The 15,820-nt window shown below is 32.6% G+C and carries 12 protein-coding genes; all 12 read left to right on the top strand.

What is annotated here, in order from left to right; translation table 11 throughout:
• The first annotated feature begins 198 nt into the window (after positions 1 to 198).
• Positions 199 to 1,335 (top strand): non-hydrolyzing UDP-N-acetylglucosamine 2-epimerase, encoded by a 1,137-nt coding sequence (gene wecB, locus ACN0TV_RS01830; RefSeq protein ID WP_417359534.1) that lies wholly within the window; start codon positions 199 to 201, stop codon positions 1,333 to 1,335.
• Positions 1,328 to 2,542 carry a UDP-N-acetyl-D-mannosamine dehydrogenase gene (gene wecC / locus ACN0TV_RS01835; protein WP_417359536.1) on the top strand — a complete coding sequence of 405 codons (1,215 nt, stop codon included), beginning with the start codon at positions 1,328 to 1,330 and terminating at the stop codon, positions 2,540 to 2,542. Before wecB ends, wecC begins: the two co-directional genes overlap by 8 nt.
• Positions 2,535 to 3,848, top strand: coding sequence for a hypothetical protein (locus tag ACN0TV_RS01840; protein ID WP_417359538.1), 1,314 nt, complete (start codon positions 2,535 to 2,537; stop codon positions 3,846 to 3,848). The genes wecC and ACN0TV_RS01840 overlap by 8 nt, the downstream gene beginning before the upstream one ends.
• A 25-nt stretch (positions 3,849 to 3,873) precedes the next feature.
• Entirely contained in the window at positions 3,874 to 5,160 is a 1,287-nt protein-coding gene (locus ACN0TV_RS01845; protein WP_417359540.1) for a polysaccharide pyruvyl transferase family protein, read from the top strand.
• A 169-nt stretch (positions 5,161 to 5,329) separates the two neighbouring features.
• Complete coding sequence (locus tag ACN0TV_RS01850) at positions 5,330 to 6,457, top strand: hypothetical protein (protein WP_417359542.1); 1,128 nt, start codon at positions 5,330 to 5,332, stop codon at positions 6,455 to 6,457.
• Complete coding sequence (locus ACN0TV_RS01855; protein WP_417359543.1) at positions 6,438 to 7,700, top strand: O-antigen ligase family protein; 1,263 nt, start codon at positions 6,438 to 6,440, stop codon at positions 7,698 to 7,700. The genes ACN0TV_RS01850 and ACN0TV_RS01855 overlap by 20 nt, the downstream gene beginning before the upstream one ends.
• Positions 7,684 to 8,799, top strand: coding sequence for a glycosyltransferase family 4 protein (locus tag ACN0TV_RS01860; protein WP_417359545.1), 1,116 nt, complete (start codon positions 7,684 to 7,686; stop codon positions 8,797 to 8,799). The genes ACN0TV_RS01855 and ACN0TV_RS01860 overlap by 17 nt, the downstream gene beginning before the upstream one ends.
• A gap of 206 nt (positions 8,800 to 9,005) precedes the next feature.
• Positions 9,006 to 10,379 carry a hypothetical protein gene (locus tag ACN0TV_RS01865; RefSeq protein WP_417359547.1) on the top strand — a complete coding sequence of 458 codons (1,374 nt, stop codon included), beginning with the start codon at positions 9,006 to 9,008 and terminating at the stop codon, positions 10,377 to 10,379.
• Positions 10,354 to 12,495 carry a bi-domain-containing oxidoreductase gene (locus ACN0TV_RS01870; protein WP_417359549.1) on the top strand — a complete coding sequence of 714 codons (2,142 nt, stop codon included), beginning with the start codon at positions 10,354 to 10,356 and terminating at the stop codon, positions 12,493 to 12,495. Before ACN0TV_RS01865 ends, ACN0TV_RS01870 begins: the two co-directional genes overlap by 26 nt.
• A 28-nt stretch (positions 12,496 to 12,523) precedes the next feature.
• Positions 12,524 to 13,687, top strand: a complete 1,164-nt coding sequence (locus ACN0TV_RS01875) for a delta-aminolevulinic acid dehydratase (protein WP_417359551.1) — start codon at positions 12,524 to 12,526, stop codon at positions 13,685 to 13,687.
• On the top strand, positions 13,680 to 14,420 hold the full coding sequence (locus ACN0TV_RS01880) for a WecB/TagA/CpsF family glycosyltransferase (RefSeq protein ID WP_417359553.1): 741 nt from the start codon (positions 13,680 to 13,682) through the stop codon (positions 14,418 to 14,420). The genes ACN0TV_RS01875 and ACN0TV_RS01880 overlap by 8 nt, the downstream gene beginning before the upstream one ends.
• 31 nt (positions 14,421 to 14,451) lie before the next feature.
• On the top strand, positions 14,452 to 15,807 hold the full coding sequence (locus tag ACN0TV_RS01885; protein WP_417359555.1) for an exopolysaccharide biosynthesis polyprenyl glycosylphosphotransferase: 1,356 nt from the start codon (positions 14,452 to 14,454) through the stop codon (positions 15,805 to 15,807).
• Positions 15,808 to 15,820: the final 13 nt, after the last annotated feature.

Genomic DNA, 15,820 nt, shown 5'->3' on the forward strand with positions numbered 1-15,820 from the left:
TGCTGGTCTGCTAAAATTTACCATAGGATGTGGGTTTAATGATGAATTTCAGAAACGCTGATACATAATTAGAAATTTAGGATCATTGTAGAATAAAGCCGATTAGACTAGCGTATAGTATTAAGTCTAAAAAAACTTGCTTTACCAATGTATTATTGTATTTTTGTGCGAAATGTGAATAAAATCTTAAAAAGCTAGATGAGAATTAAAAACCTGATCATTTTTGGCACTCGTCCCGAGGCCATAAAAATGGCACCATTGGTCAAGGAGTTTCAAAATAGAAGTGAGGATTTTGATACAAAGGTTTGTATAACGGCTCAGCATAGAGAAATGTTGGATCAGGTACTTGAATTCTTTGAAATTAAGCCTGATTACGATTTAAACCTAATGAAACCAAACCAGAACTTATATTCTTTAACCTCTGATATAATAACCAGTCTTAAACCGGTTTTGGAAGAATTTAAGCCTGATTTTGTCTATGTTCATGGTGATACTACCACAACTATGGCTTCTAGTTTAGCTTCATTTTATTCCGGCGCTAAAGTATGTCACATAGAAGCCGGTTTGCGCACCTTCAATTTGCAATCTCCATTTCCGGAAGAAATGAATAGATGCGTAACAGGGGTAGTCGCTAATTACCATTTCTCACCTACCACAACCTCCAAAAATAATCTACTTGCGGAGAGTAAATCAGATGAGTCTATTTTAATAACGGGAAATACTGTTATTGATGCATTGCTTTTTAGTGTAGATAAAATTAAAAACACTGATTTTGTTGATCAGGAGGTGAAAAAAATAACGGATATTTTAGAGTCCGATAAGCGATTGATTCTGGTAACTGGGCATAGACGAGAAAATCATGGTCAAGGATTTTTGAATATTTGTAAAGCCCTAAAGAAAATCGCAGAAGAAAACAAAGATGTTCAAATCATTTATCCTGTACATTTAAATCCTAATGTTCAGAAGCCTGTTTATGAACTTTTATCAAATATTGATAATGTCAATTTAATAGATCCACTTTCTTATCCTGCCTTTGTTTGGTTGATGGAGAAATCGTACTTAATTATAACTGACAGTGGAGGTGTTCAAGAAGAAGCACCAAGCCTAGGAAAACCTGTACTTGTTATGAGGGATACTACCGAGCGACCAGAAGCAGTAGAAGCTGGAACAGTATTGTTGGTAGGGACAGATAGTAATAAGATTTTTAATGAGGCTTCGAAGTTGTTAAATGACATAGATGCTTATAATAATATGAGTGCTTTACATAATCCATATGGAGATGGTAAAGCATGTGAAAGAATTGTGAATTTTATAAAAGAAATTTCGAATGAATAATCCGGATGTGGTCATGGTTGGTCTTGGATATATAGGCCTACCTACAGCAGCTTTAATTGCTCAAAATAAAACCTATGTACACGGAGTAGATATCAATCCCAAAGTAGTTGAAACAATTAATGCGGGTAAGATACATATTGTAGAACCCGAACTTGATCAGGCGGTAGCCAGTGCGGTAGAAAAAGGGTATTTACGAGCTGACGTCAAACCTGTTGAAGCCGACACCTATTTAATTGTAGTACCCACCCCGTTTAAAGGAAAGAATGAACCGGATATTTCATTTGTCGAAGCTGCTACTAAGGCGGTAATTCCTCTGTTAAAGAAAGGGGATTTATATATTATCGAATCGACTTCTCCAATTGGTACTACTGAAAAAATGATGAGCCTTATTTTTTCAGAGAGACCTGAATTAGAAGGAGAAATATATATTGCATATTGTCCGGAAAGAGTACTCCCAGGAAATGTAATGTATGAATTGGTTCATAATGATAGGGTGATAGGTGGAGTTAATGAAGTGTCAACGGATAAGGCTGTTGCGTTTTATAAACAATTCATCAAAGGGGATTTACATAAAACAAATGCTAGAACCGCTGAGATGTGTAAATTGGTAGAGAATTCATCCAGGGATGTTCAAATCGCATTCGCTAATGAGCTTTCTCTAATTTGTGATAAAGCCGATATCAATGTGTGGGAACTTATTAGTCTTGCTAATAAGCATCCAAGAGTTAATATCTTACAGCCAGGATGTGGTGTTGGTGGACATTGTATAGCAGTTGATCCTTATTTCATTGTGGCAGATTATCCAATGGAATCGCAAATCATAGGTAAAGCCAGAGAGATTAATAATTATAAATCTTTTTGGTGTGCTGAAAAAGTGCAAACTGCCAAGCTTGAATATGAGCTTAAGAATGGTAAAAAGCCAAGCATTGCGCTAATGGGACTTGCCTTTAAACCGAACATCGATGATTTAAGGGAGTCTCCGGCTAAGTATATAGCCCAGAAAGTGCTTCAAAATGCCAATAATGAAGAGTATTACATTGTTGAGCCGAATATCACGGAACATAAGGTTTTCAAGCTAACGGATTATAAAGAAGCTGCCGAAAAAGCTGATATTGTGGTGTTTTTAGTAGCACATGATGAGTTTAAGGAATTAACCTTATCCAAAGACAAGTTGCTGTTGGATTTTTGTGGGGTGATGAATGATTAAAAGACTTTTAATAATAGGTGGTATAACTGGTATAGGACATGTTGTCACTTTGCTATCACTAAAATTTATTTCAAAATTTGTTGAAGAACCCACTTTAGCGTATATCGGTGAGTTGGATTCTTTATCATTACTGATAATATCCGTTGTTGCTTTTGGACTTCAATTGTCAGCTACAAGGAATATTGCAACAGCAGAAAACTGGGAAAATGAACTTAATAAAACCCAGTGCGCTAGAATAACTTTGGCACTCATACTAATGGTCTTAGGTGCTACGGGTTATTATTCTACTAAAAACTATCTATTTCTCATTGCCCCTGTAATCGCCTTAAATGCAGATTATGCATTATATGGTATAGGTAAACCTATTGCTGGGGCATTTATTGCTTTGATGAGAGTGATGATTCCATCCCTTTCTTTAGTTGTGGCATCTATATTTTTTGAAAAACAGATAATAGAAATTTTTGTAGTAAGTTTGATAGCAACATATTTGATGGCTGGAATTTTGGTGTCAAAATATCTTAAGGTTTCATATTTTGTTAGGCCCAGTGTGAAAAGCTTAAATATGTATATTTCAAATTTCAATATCGGCATTGCTAGTTTTTCAATGTTCTTCATTGGAATTGGTTTGATTAATGTTCTTTCTTACTTTAATGATAACCGGATAATAGCGGTTGCTTATATTGCATTAAAGTTTTACATGGTATTTAAAGGTGTGAGAAGAATTATAGTACAAGCTTTTTTTAAAGAACTAAAAGATGAGTCGGTAGCATTAAAAGTTGATAGTTTTGCGATGATTGCTGGAGTTGTTTTTCTTAACACTTTGGTGTTTTACCCAAAGGTAATTATCCCATTATTGTTTGATCAAAAATATACGGTTTATACTTACACTTTTGTAATTCTTGGCTTAGCTGGTTTCATATCTTCATTTACCACCAGTTCAGGTACAAGATTATTATTGAAGAAAAAAGATAACGATTATAGTAGAAATCTGATTGTAGCAGCTGGAATTACTATTTCATCTGGAATTTTATTTTCTTTTTTTAACGAACAACAACCATTCTATATATCTTTAGCAATACTAATAGGTGAAATTTCTTTATCATTATTAAATATAAGATCACTTAATGAAAGATTATTTGTGTTAGAAAGAACGAAGTTTATGCCGCCCTTAATACTAATGACTATTTTGTTCTTCGGTTCAACATATATTTTCGGGCAAGAGCTATACTCATATATAATATCACTTATACTTGTCAGTTTCATAGCGTTAATTTTTTTACGAATTAAATTTAACAAAATGCTATAGGTGTTAAATAAATAACATTTTTTCTATGGAAGCAAAAAATATTGTAATTACACACGGTTATTCAGATTCAAACAAAGGCGATTTAGCAATAACACAGGCAACAGTAGACGGGTTAAGAGAGAAATTTCCACACGCAAAAATCACTTTAATGTCAACTTTTCGATCATCTGATCCAGATTTTTGGTATCATAATAGAAAGATGAAAGAAAATGATATAGAAATTATTGAAGGTATACTACCGACTCCTTATATAGGTGGTAACACATCCTTTATTACTAATGTAATAGCCGTTCTTAGACTTTTTCTAAATTATATACAATTGAAAATTTCATTTTTTGGGATATTGGGTAGATATGCAGGAGGCAAACAATTTCAAGCATATACGAGTATTAAAAATGCTGACTTAGTAATAGTTAAAGGTGGACAATTTATTTACAATGATAAAGAGGATTTAAGGGGTAATTTGTTTTTGTGGAGAACATTACAACCCATAAGAGTTGCAAGTCAACTAAAAAAGAAAGTTATAATATTGGGGCAAAGTATTGGGGGGTTTGCATCAGAGAAAAGTGAAAAGTATGCAATGAAGTACATTTCATTATGTAGTCATATTGTAGTAAGAGAAGAGCTTTCCTATAATTTACTTAGGAAGTATCACATACCAAATGTATCACTTGCTCCTGATACGGCATTTTATATCAAAAAGAAAGATATCAATGTCGATTTAGCGCTTTCGGAGGGAAGAGAAATTCTTGGAATTACTGTAGTAAATTGGACTTTTCCAAGGATTGAAGATCCAGTTAAAGCTAAGGAGCGGTATATAGAAAATCTTGTTGGAGCTATAGAATTGTCTTATAAAAAATACAATTTATTTCCGTTGTTTATTCCGCAAGTGACAGTACGACATCATGGAAAGAGTGATTTAGATTTAATATATGTTATTCAGCAAAAGTTGAATGAGAAGGGAATTCAAAATTTAGTTTTAACAGAAGACTATAATGCAAATGAAATGGTTGGAGTATATTCTAAATGTAAGCTACTTGTTGGAACCCGGTTACATTCTTGTATTTTGGCTGCAAACGCAGGCACCCCTGTGATTGCAATTAGATATCAAGGGTTTAAAACGCAGGGAGTTATGAAAATGATTGGATTTGAGAGGTTTGTTCATGATATTAGCTCTCTAAAAAAGGATGATTTGTTTAGTGATATTGATGATTTTATGGCAAATTACACGGATTTAAAAGTCATAATTAAACAATCAACAAATGATCAAATTAATAAATTAAAAAGAATGTTTTTCGAAATTGGTAATTAAAAAAATATTATAAGATTTGAGCCGCATAAAAATTTCTAAGATTAGGATACATATTGTCTTGTTTTTTATGTTCCTTTTAGTATTGTCTGTAGGAAATCCAGTGATTCAGTTTATAGGGATTCCGATAGTAGGATTTATTATTATATTGACCTATGGATTCAAATCTAGAATGAATTCTAAAGAATTGTTCTTTGTAATCATGATCGTAGTATCTTCACTCCAATTGTTGTTTTTTTGGAAGGAGTCATTCTCACTGAATTATTGTATTAACTCAATTATTGCAAGTGGTATGTGGGTCTTAATGTTAGTAGCCTCACGATCTGGTTCCACTATTTTGTCGGCTTTACCTTTTCATACAATCGATAAAACATTAAAATTATTTTTCTGGTTTAACGTATTGATTATGATATTCCAATACATATTGATAGCAGTAGATAAAAATTCAATTTTACCCCATCTAGTTAGTATGGGGTCCGGTGATTTCATTAAAGGGGTTTTTACGAATTCTTCTGTATCATTTATCGTTTTTTCATTTTTTGTAGTTTATTTTTATCACTTTGGTGACAAATTGAATGCGCTTCTTGCGATTATATTTATGTTAGCTTCTACTTACATGAGCGGGATAGTTATTTTTTTAGGTATAACTCTCTTTATGGTTTTTGCATATTTTTCTCTAGGCACCAAATTTAAAATAGTAACAGGAATAAGCGTTGGCATTATAATTTTTTCTTTGGTAAGTCCTAAAAATGTAGATTATGTAGTTGAAAACATCACCCAAAGATTGTTCAGTGAAACGGACCAAGCAAGAAAGATGGTGTCATTCAATCAAACTGGAAAATTTATTACCTCAGGTGTAACAGAAGCTTTTTTCGGCGCTGGAGGCGGGAAATTCTCTTCAAGAACAGCATTCTTGACGGCTGGAGACTATACTGAATGGTTTCCAGACAAATATAAATTTATTTCAATGGAATTTGAGAAAAATCATTTTTCTCTGTGGAATTCAGAATTATTAAAAGTACCATTTAAAGACGGTACAGCAAATCAACCATTCTCATTTTACAATAAACTTTTTGGGGAATATGGGTTTTTTGGATTTTTTCTGTTTTTCATTTTTTATTTAGGAAACTGGATAAGAAATTTCAGTTACCTCACTTATGGAAAACATATTTTTTTTTTAATATTAGCTTATTTTGTTTTGGACTATTGGTTTGATTATTTTACCGTTATTGTTTTTTGTGAATTATTTATGGGAATTGATTTAAATAGACGATTGGAATATGAAAAGCGGGAAAACTAGAGAGGCATTGAATAAACTACAGTTTTATTTGTTTTGTTGTGTAGTAGTTACTTTACTTGGGCCTATGCTCCTAAACAACATAGTTATAATCCTTCTTTTATTCGTGTCATTTGTTAAATTGTTAAATCAAAAAGTAAAATATAATATTATCCAAGCGGTATTGACTTTGTTGTTCGCAATTGGTATAGTTTCAGTATTATATTCCGAAAGCGTGAGTACTACGCTGAAAGGTGTCGAAAAATCTTTATCACTTCTCATTTTCCCACTAATTTTCTCTACCTCTAAATTAACTAAGAAGCAATTGGAGAAAATATTGTTAGTTTTTGCAATTTCTACCTTGTTCACAATTATAATCGCTATAATAATATCCATTTTTAATACTTATATCAATGGATCTATTTATAAGTTCAATCCCAATAATTTAGTAATAGAAAATTTATTTAGATACCATAAGTTGAGTGAAAACGTGAATTTTCATCCTACATACTTATCGATATATACCGCATTTGCAATGATCATCTTCGGTACAGTTTTATTAAGAAATTATCAGGTCGTAAACAGTAAGCTCAGATTGTTTTCGTTTATAGCTCTGGTAATATTAGGTATTGCATTATTTGCCCTAAACACATTTTCCGTCATATTTTCGGCTTGCATATTTCTTTTCTTATTATTTTGGATGTACAGTAAAGGCGCCAAAATGGTTTTATTGTCCATAATTCTACTGATAGGGACGTGCTTCATATTTTATTCAAAAGCAAGAAACAGTATAAACATTGGGGAAATTGTACAATTTAGTTATGAGGATTCTGTAACTAGTACAAATTGGAATTCAGTTAATTCTAGGCTTGCTCTTTGGAGCTGTTCACTTGAGGTTGTTAAGGAGAATTTACCTTTTGGGGTGGGAAAAGGTAATAGTAGGGAGTATTTGCTGGATAAATATCAAGAAAAGGGATTTGTACTTGGATCACAGCGGCAATATACATCACATAATATGTATCTCACCTACGCTATGGAATTTGGAGTTTTAGGGTTGTTGTTATTTATTATTTTAATCCTACTTTTGTTCTTAAATTCTATTAGAAATAAATCAATATTGTTATTGGGGATTAGTACTTTATTTGCTGTTTCGAGTTTAACGGAAGAAGTATTTGAGTTGAATAAAGGGATAGTTTTTTTTAGTTTTTTTTGTGTCATATTAACCATTAATTCAAAATTTGAATTGTTTTATGAAGGAGAACAATGAAAAGCCTCGCGTTTTATTCTTAGTCCAATTGCCACCACCTATTCATGGTGCGTCCATGATGAACGAATATTTGGTAAACTCAGAAAGGCTAAAAGACAACTACGATATTGATGTTTTGAATTTAGACTTTGTGAACAACGTTAGCGAAATTGGAAGATTCACCTTCGGAAAATTACTTCAAACATTTAATCTTTCATTTATATTAATTAAATTGCTAATTAATAAAAAATATGATTTAGTTTATTTTACTCTTTCCCCAATTGGTGGTGCTTTTTACAGGGATACTATTTTTGTTTCAATTTTAAAATTATTTGGATTAAAGATATGTTATCATTTACATGGCAAAGGTATATCCACAGAAATAAAACACAAGATAAAAAAAATATTGTACAAGTATGTTTTTAAAGATTCCAGTGTTATATGTCTTTCAAAAATGTTAAGTTATGATATTGATAAGGTCCATAATGGATCAATATATTACGTTTCCAATGGTATTCCTTACCAGAAAATTGATGGTTTAGGGAATAGAAATATAAAAACACATGAAATAGTATATTTGTCTAATTTGGTAAGAAGTAAAGGGGTTTTGGTTTTGATAGAGGCACTTAGTATGCTCCAATCTCAAAACGTTCAGTTTTCAGCTAAAATAATTGGAAGTAGCACTAAAGATTTGACAGTTGATGAATTAAAACAAATTGTTGTTGATAAAGGACTGAACGATGTTGTTAAAGTTCTTGGTCCGATTTACGGTAATAGTAAGTTTCTTGAGATTAATAGTTCTGCAATATTTTGTTTCCCCACTTATTATAGAAATGAATGTTTTCCTCTATCAATTCTGGAATCGATGATGGTTGGACTGGTGCCAGTGTCAACAGATAATGGTGCCATACCTGAAATTATTGATCATGGAGTGAATGGTATGATAGTTAAAATGAATGATCCCAGTGATCTGGCTGAAAAATTATCCATCTTACTGAATAATGTTGGCAAACTTGAAGCAATGTCAATCAATGCCAAACTGAAATATAAGAAACTTTATACTATTGAAGTTTTCGAGAATAATATGTTAGATACATTTAAGAGTATTTTAAACGAATAAACTGTTAGTATAAATTTCATTTAAGATGCTTTTTTATTTCAATGGGTTTAAAATTGGGGATGTTGATTTTTTAAATTCGAAGTTAATCACTAACAACAAAAATGAATTTCTTTTTGTAAAAAGTAGTATAAAAGCCATTTCAACAATTACCATTATATAAATTATATTTAATTGACTCATTTTAAAATAACTACTAGATAACAGTTTTGGAAGATTTATTATATAACATGTTGAGCCTATATAAAAAATTACCCTATCCTTTGAAGTTGGGGATAGGATATTTATATAGATTATTACCAAATTCAATAAAATATGGCCGATTTTATTTCGAATACGTTGAAAGACTCAAAAATTTCAATTCCGAAATACAACAGAATTTATTAAAAAGCCAACTAAAATTTTCTTACCAAAATATTCCCTATTATAAAAAAGTAATGTTTACTCGAATTGAGGATTTTCCAATTGTAAATAAAAATATAATTCGAGAGAATAAAAGCAAGTTTGTTAATCCTTCGAATTTTAATAGGTTGGTTGCTAACACTGGGGGGTCTAGTGGGACACCATTTGAATTTTATTTAGAGAAAGGGGTGTCACGACCCAAGGAGAAGGCACATTTTGATTGGTATTGGGGACAATTTGGTTATAAGCCCGGAAACAAGATATTGATGATAAGAGGAGAACCTTTAGCTGATAATAAGTTATGGGAGTATCAGGTAATCGAAAATAAGTTAGCCATTTCTTGTTACTTGATCAATAGTACCAATGTTACTGAAGTTTATAAAGTGATCAAAAAGTTTGAGCCTAGTTTTATTCATGCTTATCCTTCTGCACTGAAAAATTTCATCAGTTGTTTAGATAAAGCAAATATTCAATCTAATTTAAATATTAAAGCAATTTTCTTAGGTTCGGAAGGCTTGTACCTAACAGATCAATTACAAATTGAAGATTATTTTAAAGCTAAAGTTGCCCATTGGTATGGTCATTCGGAAAGACTGATTCATGCAGGTAATTGTCCGTATTCAAGCGATTTACATATTTATCCTTCTTACGGTTATGCAGAATTATTGAATGAAAATATGGAAATAATAACTGAACCAAACATTAAAGGCGAAATAGTAGCAACCGGTTTTGATAATCAAATAATGCCCATGATACGATATGCCACTGGTGATGAGGCAGAATATTCTGAAAAAAAAGAATGCGAGTGTGGCTTTAAAGGATCAAGCTTTAAAAATATTTATGGAAGAAAGCAAGACTATATTTATTTATCTGACGGAACTAAAGTTTCCTTGACTGCATTTATCTTTGGTCAACATTTCGATGAATTTAACTCTATTAAGGAGCTTCAGATAGTACAAGAAAAAATGGGAGATATCCTTATTAAGATAGTTCTTCAGTCAGATAATTCATTGGACGAAAATAACTTTATTAGGAAATTAATTGATTCCGTTAACAATAAAATAACTATATCTTTGCAACTCGAAGATGAAATTCCGAAAACCAAAAGAGGAAAACATATTTTTTTAATTCAAAAAATAAATAACCATACCGCTGATGAAACAAGTAATACAAAATTTTAAATCGGGAGAACTATATGTAGATGAGGTGCCAATGCCTTCGATATCCAATGGGATGGTACTAGTTAAAAATAAATATTCATTAATAAGTGCAGGAACGGAACGTAGTACTGTTAGTGTAGGGAAATCCAATATCATTGGAAAAGCCAAAAAGCGCCCAGATTTAGTTGTTCAGGTATTACAGAATATGAAAAAGGAGGGCATTAAAGCAACTTTGGATAAGGTGAAAACAAAATTGGATACACTTAAAGCATTAGGATATAGCACATCCGGAGTAGTACATGCTTCAATGGATTCCAAAGGTGCTTTTAAGCCAGGAGACAGGGTCGCTTGTGCTGGTCAAGATTATGCTTCACATGCCGAGGTTGTTTCCATTCCACAAAATTTAGTTGCTAAAATACCTGATGGTGTTTCATTTGAAGAAGCTAGTTTTACTACATTGGGGGCCATTGCTATGCAAGGAGTACGTCAGGCAAACCCAACGTTGGGAGAAAATATATGTGTAATAGGGCTAGGGCTATTAGGTCAAATAACCTGTCAGATCTTGAATGCAAATGGATGTAATGTTTTTGGAATTGACCTTTCGGAAAGGTTAGTACAATTGTCTAGAGAGAATGGAGCAATGGAAGCTTTGCTTCGAAATGATTCAAACCTATTGTCTTCTATTCAGAATTTCACAAAAGGTTACGGATTTGATAGTGTAATTATTACTGCAGCTGCACCCAGTAATGACCCCATTGAGTTATCGGCTGAAATCAGTAAGAAAAAGGGAAAAGTGGTTGTTGTAGGTGCCGTTAAAATGGATGTTCCGCGGGACCCTCATTTTTATAGAAAAGAGCTAGAATTAAAGCTTTCCTGTTCGTATGGTCCTGGGCGTTATGATGTCTCATATGAGGAAGAAGGTAATGATTATCCTTACGCTTATGTACGCTGGACGGAACAGAGAAACATGGAAGCTTTCTTGCAATTACTGGCAAAGAAAGCAATTAATATTAAACCGCTAATCACACAAATTTTTGATATCTCAGAAGCCGAAAGAGCCTATGACATTGTATTAGGAAAAGTAAAGGAGCCGCATATTGGGATTTTACTTAAATATGATGATAACAATAATAAACTTAAAACTCTTTTTAAAGTTAATACTTCATCAATTTCAAAAATAAACGTTGGTTTTATTGGAGCTGGGAGTTTTGCTCAGAGCTATTTAATCCCTAATGTTAAAGCAGGAAATGCTTCTGTAGATACAGTCGTGACGACTAAAGGGATTACTGCAAAAAATGTTTCTGAGAAATTTGGTTTTACAACAGCATCTTCGGATGCATCTGATGTTTTTATTAATTCGGAGATAAACACAATATTTGTTGCAACACCACATAATTCACATGCAAAGTATGTTGTAGAAGGAGTTAAGAGTAAGAAACACGTGTTTGTCGAGAAACCTTTAGCTATGAACTATGAGGAGTTAGAAGAGGTTAAAAAAGCTTATGAAAAGGGCACGTCAAAACTTATGGTAGGTTTTAATCGTAGATTTTCACCTATTGCCCAGGAAATAAAAAATCGCATTAAAGGTTCAAATGAGCAGTTAGTCATAAACATTCGTGTTAATGCTGGTTTTATTCCAAAAGATCATTGGACACAATTGGATGAAATAGGCGGTGGAAGAATTGTTGGTGAAATGTGTCATTTCATTGATTTAATGCAATTTTTTACTAATGCGAAACCTATCTCTGTTTATGCAGATTGCATAAATTCAGAAAACTCTCAAATAAAAACGGACGACAATATTAGTGTTATTGTTAAGTTTGATGATGGATCTATCGGTAATTTAATTTATGTTGCGAATGGAGATAAATCCTTGCCAAAGGAATATATAGAGGTGTTTTGCGCAGGCAAAGTAGGTATCATTAATGATTTTAGAGGTGGGTTTTTTCATAGTGCAAACAAGGTCGAAAAGCTGAAACTGAAAGGTAAAGGACACAAACAAGAAGTATTAGCTTTTATGGAAGCTTTGACTACTGAAAAAGATAGTCCCATAAGTTTTGAATCAATGTATAATACAACTTTAACGACTTTTAAAATTCAGGATAGTTTACGAACGGGATTGCCACAAGTTATATAATAAATTGAAAAGGGATTTGGAAAGTGACATGTTAAATTTTAAAAGGAGTTTTCAGAAATTATCTGATTTTTGTTCTTCTGAGAATTACAGTGGTTGGGATCCGTATGATGGACTGAACAGCTGGATAATTCAAAAAACCCCATTAGGTAAATCGAATTTTTTTAGATTAGCTTGGATACAATTGTTTAAACGTAATCCTATTAATTTCAGAAATTTTTTTGGAATTAAAAAAGAGTATAACCCTAAAGGGTTAGGGTTGTTTTTAACGGGATATTGTAATCTTTATAACACTGAGCCCAAAGAAGAATATCTACAAAAGATTAATTTTTTATCATCCAAAATTTTAGATTTAAAGAGTAATGGTTACTCCGGTGCATGCTGGGGTTATAACTTCGATTGGCAAGCGAGAGCTTTTTATCAACCCAAGTATACCCCTACAGTTGTTGCAACGTCCTTTATTGTTGAATCATTGTTAAAGGCATATGAAATAACTAAGAGGGATGACTTATTGAAGACGGCTATTAGTTCTTCACAATTTGTGTTAAAAGATTTAAAGAGGACCTATGATACTGAAAATGATTTTACCTTTTCTTACTCCCCTCTGGATAGCACACAAGTATATAATGCGGGTTTGCTTGGCGCGAAATTGTTATCAATGGTATATGAATATACAAAAGAAGACAATTTGTTGCAAGCATCTCGTAAAGTGGTTTCTTATGTTTGTAAAAGGCAATCAAAAGACGGATCCTGGTCATATGGCACCTTGTCTTTTCATCAATGGATAGATAATTTTCATACAGGGTATAATTTAGAATGTATTCATAAGTATCAAGAATTGTCAGGAGATAAATCATTTCAAGAATATATTGATAAGGGATTGGACTATTATTTAAACACATTTTTTACAAAAGATGGGATATCAAAGTATTACAATAATAGAATGTTTCCAATTGATATTCATGCTCCTGCTCAATTAGTGGTAACCTTAAGTAAAATGAATAAGCTAAGAGAGAATAGAGAGCTAGTTGACAGGGTTATAAATTGGACTATTGCGAATATGCAGTCATCGAAGGGTTATTTTTATTACCAAAAGAAAAAAATTGTAACATCCAAAATACCATATATTCGTTGGGCTCAAGCGTGGATGTTTTATGCATATAGTTATTATTTCTTAGAATTTGAGAATGAATAGAATTCATATTTTAAACTCCAATATAGATAATCTATCTATGCAGGAGACTCTTATTAGAGTAGAAGTGACAATTGAAGACAATGGACAGCTACATCATGTCGTTGTAAATGCTGGTAAGATCATAGCTTTGCAAAATGATTTGAAATTACGTCATAGTGTTAATGAAAGTGATTTGATTAATGCTGACGGTCAAGCTGTAGTCTGGGCATCAAGATTCCTGGGAAAACCATTAAAGGAGCGTGTCGCCGGAATAGATCTAATGGTTAATTTGGTAGAATTAGCTTATAAGAAAAACTATAAGATATTCTTTTTTGGTGCTAAAGAAGCGGTAGTAAAGACGGTTGTAGAGAAATATTCTAATCAGTATTCCCCTGACATTATTGCTGGTTATCGAAATGGATATTTTGATAAAAATGAAGAGAAGGAAATCGCCAAACAAATATCTGATAGTGGTGCAAATATTCTTTTCGTTGCCATAAGTTCACCAACTAAAGAGAATTTCCTATATGAAAACAAAGAATTACTTAATAAAGTCAATTTCATTATGGGAGTTGGTGGTAGTTTTGATGTAGTAGCTGGTATTGTCAAACGAGCGCCTGTCTGGATGCAAAAGGCAGGTTTAGAGTGGTTTTACCGCTTTGCGCAAGAACCCAGACGTATGTGGAAACGCTATCTTGTAGGAAATACAAAATTTATTCTTTTAGTCCTTCGGGAAAAATTTAAATTAGCTTAACTATATTTGAAGAATAAAATTTCAATAGTTAATGTTCAAAACTGAAAAAGGCGGCTATTCAAAACTTTTAAAACCCATTTCTTACACCATTGATTTAGGGATTATATTATTGTTGGCCTATTACCTGCCAATAAAGTTATATAACCCGATTCTGTTTTTTAGTTATTTGACTTTAGGTTGGGTGGTGATTTCTATTCGTAACAGCTTCTATGATGTACAGCGGTATGCAAAATTGCCGCTTATTTTAACCTTGTTGTTTAAACAGTTTACTGTATTCTTTTTCCTATTGTATGCTTTTATTGGGTTTTTTAAAGAAACCATGATTAGCCGGTTATTGTTAGCTGAGTATTTTCTACTTTGTTTATTGCTGGTTTCTTTCTTTAAGATATTACTGTATTTTTTATTGTTGCAGTATCGGGAGTCGTTAGAAGGCAATCGAAGAACTACAGTTGTTATTGGAGATAATAAGAAAACCAATCAGCTTATAGGGGTGTTTAAGGAACGTATGGAATTTGGATACGATTTTAAGCGTAAGTTTGATGTGGGGGGCTATGGGTTTTCTTTACAGCAATGTTTTAATTACATTATTGAAAATAATATAGATGAAATCTATTGTTCCGTAGCTGAATTAAAAAACAGCCAACTGGAGGAGATTATCGCATTCGCCGATAATAATTTAAAAGTTGTTAAGTTTATTCCGGATAATAAGAACATTTTTACCAAGCGTTTGAAGTATGAGTATTACGATTACATTCCAATCCTTTCCATGAGGGATATCCCCTTGGAGAACTCCATTAACTATTACTTGAAAAGAACTTTTGATATCATCTTTTCTGGTCTTGTGATTGTATTAGTACTTTCTTGGTTGACCCCATTAATTGGTTTGTTAATACGAATAGAGTCCAAAGGGCCTATATTCTTTAAACAATACCGTAATGGAATAAACTCAGAAGAGTTTGCCTGTTTAAAGTTTCGTTCCATGGCAGTCAATAAGGATTCTGATAAACAAATGGCCACTAAAGGGGATATGAGAATCACTAAAATGGGAGCTTTCATCAGAAAAACCAGTATTGACGAATTACCTCAATTTTTTAATGTATTCTGGGGGCATATGTCTGTAGTAGGGCCTCGGCCTCACATGGTATTGCACACAGAGGTTTATGCGAAAAAGGTAAATAAGTATATGGTGCGTCATTTTGTCAAGCCAGGTATCACCGGGCTTGCTCAAGTACGTGGTTATCGTGGTGAAATCGAAACGGATATTGATATCGTTAACCGTGTAAAATTTGATATCTTTTACCTGGAGAACTGGACCATGGCTTTGGATATTAAGATTATTATCCAAACCGTTCTCAATGTCTTCCAGGGTGAAGATAAGGCCTACTAAAGCCTTATGAAAT

The sequence above is a fragment of the Galbibacter sp. genome, assembly GCF_048266365.1.
Taxonomy (GTDB): domain Bacteria; phylum Bacteroidota; class Bacteroidia; order Flavobacteriales; family Flavobacteriaceae; genus Galbibacter.

Bases quoted from the DNA above. Each gene is read 5' to 3' on its own strand.
- ACN0TV_RS01885 (WP_417359555.1), top strand. From the start codon at position 14,452: ATGTTCAAAACTGAAAAAGGCGGCTATTCAAAACTTTTAAAACCCATT.
- ACN0TV_RS01860 (WP_417359545.1), top strand. From the start codon at position 7,684: ATGAAGGAGAACAATGAAAAGCCTCGCGTTTTATTCTTAGTCCAATTG.
- wecB (WP_417359534.1), top strand. From the start codon at position 199: ATGAGAATTAAAAACCTGATCATTTTTGGCACTCGTCCCGAGGCCATA.
- ACN0TV_RS01875 (WP_417359551.1), top strand. From the start codon at position 12,524: ATGTTAAATTTTAAAAGGAGTTTTCAGAAATTATCTGATTTTTGTTCT.
- ACN0TV_RS01870 (WP_417359549.1), top strand. From the start codon at position 10,354: ATGAAACAAGTAATACAAAATTTTAAATCGGGAGAACTATATGTAGAT.
- ACN0TV_RS01840 (WP_417359538.1), top strand. From the start codon at position 2,535: ATGATTAAAAGACTTTTAATAATAGGTGGTATAACTGGTATAGGACAT.
- ACN0TV_RS01880 (WP_417359553.1), top strand. From the start codon at position 13,680: ATGAATAGAATTCATATTTTAAACTCCAATATAGATAATCTATCTATG.
- ACN0TV_RS01845 (WP_417359540.1), top strand. From the start codon at position 3,874: ATGGAAGCAAAAAATATTGTAATTACACACGGTTATTCAGATTCAAAC.
- wecC (WP_417359536.1), top strand. From the start codon at position 1,328: ATGAATAATCCGGATGTGGTCATGGTTGGTCTTGGATATATAGGCCTA.
- ACN0TV_RS01850 (WP_417359542.1), top strand. From the start codon at position 5,330: ATGAATTCTAAAGAATTGTTCTTTGTAATCATGATCGTAGTATCTTCA.
- ACN0TV_RS01855 (WP_417359543.1), top strand. From the start codon at position 6,438: ATGAAAAGCGGGAAAACTAGAGAGGCATTGAATAAACTACAGTTTTAT.